This window comes from Streptomyces aurantiacus JA 4570 (assembly GCF_000414115.1).
Taxonomy (GTDB): domain Bacteria; phylum Actinomycetota; class Actinomycetes; order Streptomycetales; family Streptomycetaceae; genus Streptomyces; species Streptomyces aurantiacus_A.
In genome coordinates, this window is sequence record NZ_AOPZ01000346.1 from 1 (window position 1) to 5,568 (window position 5,568).

Annotated in this window: 3 protein-coding genes; 2 read left to right on the top strand and 1 reads right to left on the bottom strand. The window is 73.3% G+C overall.

The annotated features are described in order from the left end of the window. The first annotated feature begins 173 nt into the window (after window positions 1-173). Window positions 174-485: an SCO5918 family protein gene (locus STRAU_RS29135; protein ID WP_016644007.1), complete on the top strand. Its 312-nt coding sequence runs from the start codon at window positions 174-176 to the stop codon at window positions 483-485. A 103-nt stretch (window positions 486-588) separates the two neighbouring features. Here the strand turns inward: STRAU_RS29135 and STRAU_RS29140 are convergent, their stop codons facing one another. Next, window positions 589-948 carry a hypothetical protein gene (locus tag STRAU_RS29140; protein WP_016644008.1) on the bottom strand — a complete coding sequence of 120 codons (360 nt, stop codon included), beginning with the start codon at window positions 946-948 and terminating at the stop codon, window positions 589-591. A 589-nt stretch (window positions 949-1,537) separates the two neighbouring features. Here STRAU_RS29140 and STRAU_RS29145 point away from each other — a divergent pair. Further along, a partial coding sequence (locus STRAU_RS29145) for a WD40 repeat domain-containing protein (RefSeq protein WP_037662665.1) occupies window positions 1,538-5,568 on the top strand: 4,031 nt, incomplete at its 3' end.

The following is a 5,568-nucleotide window of genomic DNA, read 5'->3' on the forward strand; positions in this document are numbered from 1 at the left end:
GACTCACGCGGCCGACGCGGCGCGGCCTCGCGCGGCCGGCGCAGCCCCGCTTCGGCCGCCCGGCGCTCGGCCGTGCGGCAGACCTCCTTCGACGCGGCGGCCTAGAACCTTCAGCCCCACCGCGGCAGAACCCCTCCCCTTCGTTCTCCTCCTTCTCCCCCTTGTGAGGCACCATGCGCTGCGTCATCGCCCGCTTCCCGTTCGACCTCACCAAGAGCGGCGTCCTGGAATCGATGAAGGGTGTCAAGCCCGAGCCGGTCACCGCCGAATCCGTGATCATCGGCCGCCGCACCTACCCCCTCAAGCAGGTCGGCCAGGTCATCACCCATCAGGACCGCCGCGACTTCAGCGCCGGTGAGGTCCTCCGGGCCATGACCCGGCTCGGCTTCACCTGCCGCGGCCTTCCCCCGACCGCCGCGCCCCCGCGCGCCCTCAACCCGCTCCAACAGGCGTCCGCGATGCTCGGCACTCCCGCGGTCCTCTGACCGACGCGGCGCGAACCGCCACCCGAACAACGGTGAGGGCCCGACCGGCAGGCGCCGGTCGGGCCCTCACCACACACCGGCGGCTCGTCGCCCCGGCGGAGGGTCAGTGGTCGGAGTAGCTGAAGTCGCCGATGGTCCAGGCACTGACCTCCTCGATCGCCACGCGGTACATCCCGCCCGTCTCCGGGATCCCCACCGGGCCCTGCAGAATCCGCGCCACATGGAAATGCAGATGCGTGGGCGGCCCCTCCTTGCGCGCAGTGGCTGTGAAGACAGCGGAGAAATCACTCAGGCGGGCCGAGTCCGCCAAGACCTCCGACACCCGCTGCCTCCACACGGCTTCGGGAGCCAGCCGACCCGTGATGACAGCACCACCGGTGACCACGGTCAGAGACATCTGATTGCTGTGCCCGGACTCCACCAGGTCGGCGACGTCAACGAGCAGCTCGTCAGGCTTCGACATGACAGGCGATTTTAATCACCGGCCATCCGGTCGGCTGCCGCAATGGGGTGGTCGATGCGTGGTGGCCCCCAGCCGGAGTCGTCGTGGGACGCCTCGGGGGCCGGTGCGCGGCGGGGTGAGGGGTTCGTGGGTGCCGCGTCGTATCGGTACCGGTCCCTCCCCTCGTGGGGACCGGTACCGAACGACGCGGAGGGCGCGGAGGCGGTCCGGGTGTGACCGGCTCCGCGGGTCTGTCGGGCTCCGCGGGTCTCATGGGTTCGCGCTCCGCGGGTCCGGGCCCGCGCTCCGCAGGGCCGCGCCGGGCGAGCCCCGCCACCGCTTCGTGACTCCGGCGGGAACCAGGTTCGTGACTCCGGCGGAAACCAGCCAGGTACCCGGCCAGGAGCATGGAGCGCCATGAGTCGCCTCTCCGGGCGCCGAGCCGGTGGCCTGCCCTGACGCCACGTGGTTGGTTCGCTACTGCGCCGCGATCCTGCCAGCTTCCGCTTCCGCTGAGGAGCTTCCGGTATCGTCCGGAGACCTTAACCGCAGGTCAGACCTATAGAGTGAGTTTTCCGGTCCGGATGTTCAGGTGCGGGGGAAGTAAGGGGTGGACGCCTTGAGTTCCGACTCGGGGGCACGCACAGCCTTCGCGGAACGCCTCGCGCTGCTGTACCAGGAGGCCGGTAACCCGCCCCTCAAACGCGTGGCCGAAGCGGTCGTCCAGCTGCAGCGGGTCGACGAACGAGGGCGCCCCGTACGGGTGTCCGCCCAGCGGATCAGCGACTGGCGGCGGGCCAACAACGTGCCCGCCCAGTTCGCCGCCCTCGCGGCGGTGCTGCACGTCCTGATCCCCGAAGCGCGGCGCAAGCGGCCCGCGCCGGTGTCCCCGGGGCTGTACGACTTCGCCCAGTGGCAGCGGCTGTGGGAGCGGTCGGTGGCCGACCCGGCCGGCGATCGCGCGGCGGCGGCGTCAGCCGCATCAGGCACATCAGGTGCGTCCGGGGCGTCCGCGGGGAGCGACCAAGGGCACTCGGCCGACGCCGCGGCCGTCGCCGGCGTGTGCCCCTACCGCGGCCTCTCCTCGTATCGGCAGCAGGACGCCCAGTGGTTCTTCGGCCGGGAGCGGAGTACGGACGCCCTCGTCGCCCAGCTCCGCGCGGCGGAGAAGACGGGCGGCCTCGTCATGCTCGTGGGCGCCTCGGGAGCGGGGAAGTCCTCCCTTCTGAACGCCGGCCTGGTGCCCGCCTTGCGCGACGGCGCACTGGGATACGTACGAGAGGGAGAGGGGATACAGGACACAGGGGGCATACAGGTCGTACGGGACACCCAGGGTGTAGAAGACGCACACGGCGTACCAGCCGCCCGCGAAGGGAGCGACCCCGGCGGCCAGGACCCTCACGTCGGCCCAGTGCTGCAACTCGTGCCGGGCACCGACCCCCTCGCCGAGCTCGCCCGGCGAATACCCGAGCTCGGCGCCCTGGAGCCCGATACACCCGAGTTTGCCCAGTCCGTACGGGAATCCGTCGCCGCGTGGGCCCGGCGCGCGTCCCCCTCCGCCGGCCGGCCGGTCCTCATCGTGGACCAGTTCGAGGAAGCCTTCACCCTCTGCCCCGACGAGGCGGACCGGCGTGCCTTCGTCCAGCTCCTGCACGCCGCCTGCTCGCCCGGCGACTCCGACGGCTCCGGTGATCCCGGTGACCCCGCCCCCGCGCTCGTCGTCCTCGGCATCCGCGCCGACTTCTACGAGGAGTGCCTCGGGTACCCCGAGCTGGCCGACGCGCTGCAGCACCGGCACATGGTGCTCGGGCCGCTGACCACCGCCGAGCTGCGCACCGCGGTGACCGGTCCGGCCAAGGCCGTCGGGCTCGAACTCGAACCCGGCCTCGCGGAGCTGATCGTCCGGGAAGTGAGCACCGACGGGCCCCGCGGCGCGCACGACGCGGGCGTCCTGCCGCTCCTCTCCCACGCTCTGCTCGCCACCTGGCAGCGGCGGAAGACGGGCCGCCTTACGCTGGCCGGTTACCGCGCGGCGGGCGGGATCCAGGGAGCGGTGGCGGCGACCGCCGAGCGCGCCTGGTCCGGCCTCGACCCGGCGGCGCGTACGGCCGCGCGGCTGCTCCTGCTCCGTCTCGTCCGGCTGAGCGAGGACACCCAGGCCACCCGCAGGCGGGGGACGCGGCGGCAGCTCGCCGAGGAGTCGACGGACCCCGACAAGACGGAGGAGTCCCTCGAAGCGCTGGTCCGCGCCCGGTTGGTGACCCTCGACGCGGAGACCGTGGAGATCACCCACGAGGCACTCCTGCACGCCTGGCCGCGGCTGCGCGACTGGATCGACGAGGACAGGAACGACAACCTGCTGCGGCAGCGCCTGGAGGAGGACAGCAGGGCCTGGGAGGACTCCGAGCGCGACGCGGCCCTGCTCTACCGGGGCTCCCGCCTGGAACAGGCCCGCGACTGGGCGACGTCGGCCGGTGACACCTTCCTGACCCGGGGCGCGCGGGAGTTCCTCGCCGCGTCGGCCGGGCTGCGCCGGCGCACGGTCCTGATCAGCCGTGCCGCGGTGGCGGCCCTTGTCGCCCTGGCGATGGTGGCCGTCGTGTCGGCGGTCGTCGCGTGGCAGCAGCGCAACGACGCCGTGTCCGGGCGGAACGACGCGGTGTTCCAGCAGGTGGTCGCCGAGGCCGACCGCGCCCAGGACACGGATCCCTCGCTGTCCGCCCAGCTCGACCTGGTGGCGCACCGCCTGCGGCCGGACGACGAGGGCACCGGGAACCGGCTGATCTCGATCGTGAACGCGCCGCTCGCCACCCCGCTGCTCGGCCACACCGGCGCCGTCTACCTCACCTCGTTCAGCCCCGACGGACGGCTCCTGGCCACCGCCAGCTACGACCGGACCGTCCGGCTGTGGGACGTGTCGGACCCCAAGCGCCCCAAGCGCCTGGGCAAGCCCCTGACCGGCCACAAGAGTTGGGTGAGCACCGCGGTCTTCAGCCCGGACGGCCACACCCTCGCCACCGCTTCGGACGACGGCACGGCCCGGCTGTGGAACGTCCGCGACCCCCGCCATCCGCGCCCGCTCGGCCCGCCGGTGGAGGGCCGCGGCGGCACCATCTATCTGCTCGCCTTCAGCCCGGACGGACGCACCCTGGCCGCCGCCCAGGACAACGGCACCGTCCGGCTGTGGGACGTGCGCGACCCGGGCCGGCCGAAGGCGCTCGGCTCGCCGCTGACCGGCCACACCGCCGCCGTACGCTCCGTGGCGTTCTCCCCCGACGGGCGGACCCTCGCCGCCGGTGGCGACGACGGCACGATCAGGCTGTGGGGCATGGCCGACCCGCGGCACCCGAAGCCGGTCGCCAGGGTGCTGAAGGGCCACACCGGAACGGTGCACTCCGTGGCCTTCGACCCCGGCGGCCGGACGCTCGCCAGCGGCGGCGTGGACCGCACCGTCCGGCTGTGGAACGTGGCCGAGCCGAGCCGCGGGAAACCGCTCGGCCCGCCCCTCACCGGCCACACCGGCCCCCTGTGGTCCGTGGCCTTCAACCCCGCGGGGACCATGCTCGCGGCCGGCAGCGCGGACAGCACGGCGAGCCTGTGGAACGTCAGCGACCCGGCCCGTCCGTCGCAGGTCGGCAAGCCGCTCGCGGGCGGCAGCGGGGAGATGTACGCCCTCGGCTTCAGCCCCGACGGGCAGACCCTCGCCACCGGCAACGGCGACAACAAGGTCCGCCTGTGGTCGATACCGACGGCGGACATGATCGGCCGCGTCGGCGCGTTCCGCCCCGACGGGAAGGTGCTCGCCACGGCGGCTGGCGACGACCGGGTGCGGCTGTGGAACGTACAGCGCGCCCATCGGCCCGTGTCGCTGGGCGAACCGTTCAGGCCCGGGAAGGGGAACGTGCGCTCACCGGTGTTCTCCCCCGACGGCCGGACGCTCGCGGTGCTCACGGGAAGCCACGCCGTGCAGCTGTGGAACGTCGCCGACCCGGCGCGCCCCGTCCCGCACGGGCCGCCCGTCGCCCTGCGGACCCGGTTCGCGGCCGCGCTCGCCTTCAGCCCGGACGGCCGCACCCTGGCGACCCCGCAGACCGACCGCACCGTACAGCTGTGGGACGTCAGCACCCCGTCCCGCCCCCGCCCGCTCGGCAAGCCGCTCACCGGCCACCGGGGGTACGTCAACCACCTCGCGTTCAGCACGGACGGGCGGACGCTCGCCAGCGGCAGCGCGGACAGCACCGTCCGGCTGTGGAACGTGACCGATCCGCGTCACGCCACCCGCCTCGGTACACCCCTCAAGGGGCACCTCGGCCCCGTCAACACCATCGCCTACGGCCCGGACGGCCTCACCCTGGCCAGTGGCAGCGACGACGGCACGGTCCGGCTGTGGAACATGGCCGACCCCCGGCGGGCGCCCCGGCTCGAAGCCTCCCTGAAGGGCCACACCGACGCGATCGTGTCGCTGTCGTTCAGCGAGGACGGCCGCACCCTGGCGAGCGGCAGCAACGACAACACGGTCCGGCTCTGGGACGTCGCGAGCCCCTCCCACGCCTCCCCCATCGGCCAGTCGATGAGCCCCAACGCCAAGACGGGCGGCTTTCTGTCGTTCCGCCCCCGGAGCCACGTGCTCGGGGTGTCCAG

Excerpts from the sequence above, each read along its gene's own strand:
- STRAU_RS29140 (WP_016644008.1), bottom strand. The coding sequence starts at position 948 with ATGTCGAAGCCTGACGAGCTGCTCGTTGACGTCGCCGACCTGGTGGAG.
- STRAU_RS29135 (WP_016644007.1), top strand. The coding sequence starts at position 174 with ATGCGCTGCGTCATCGCCCGCTTCCCGTTCGACCTCACCAAGAGCGGC.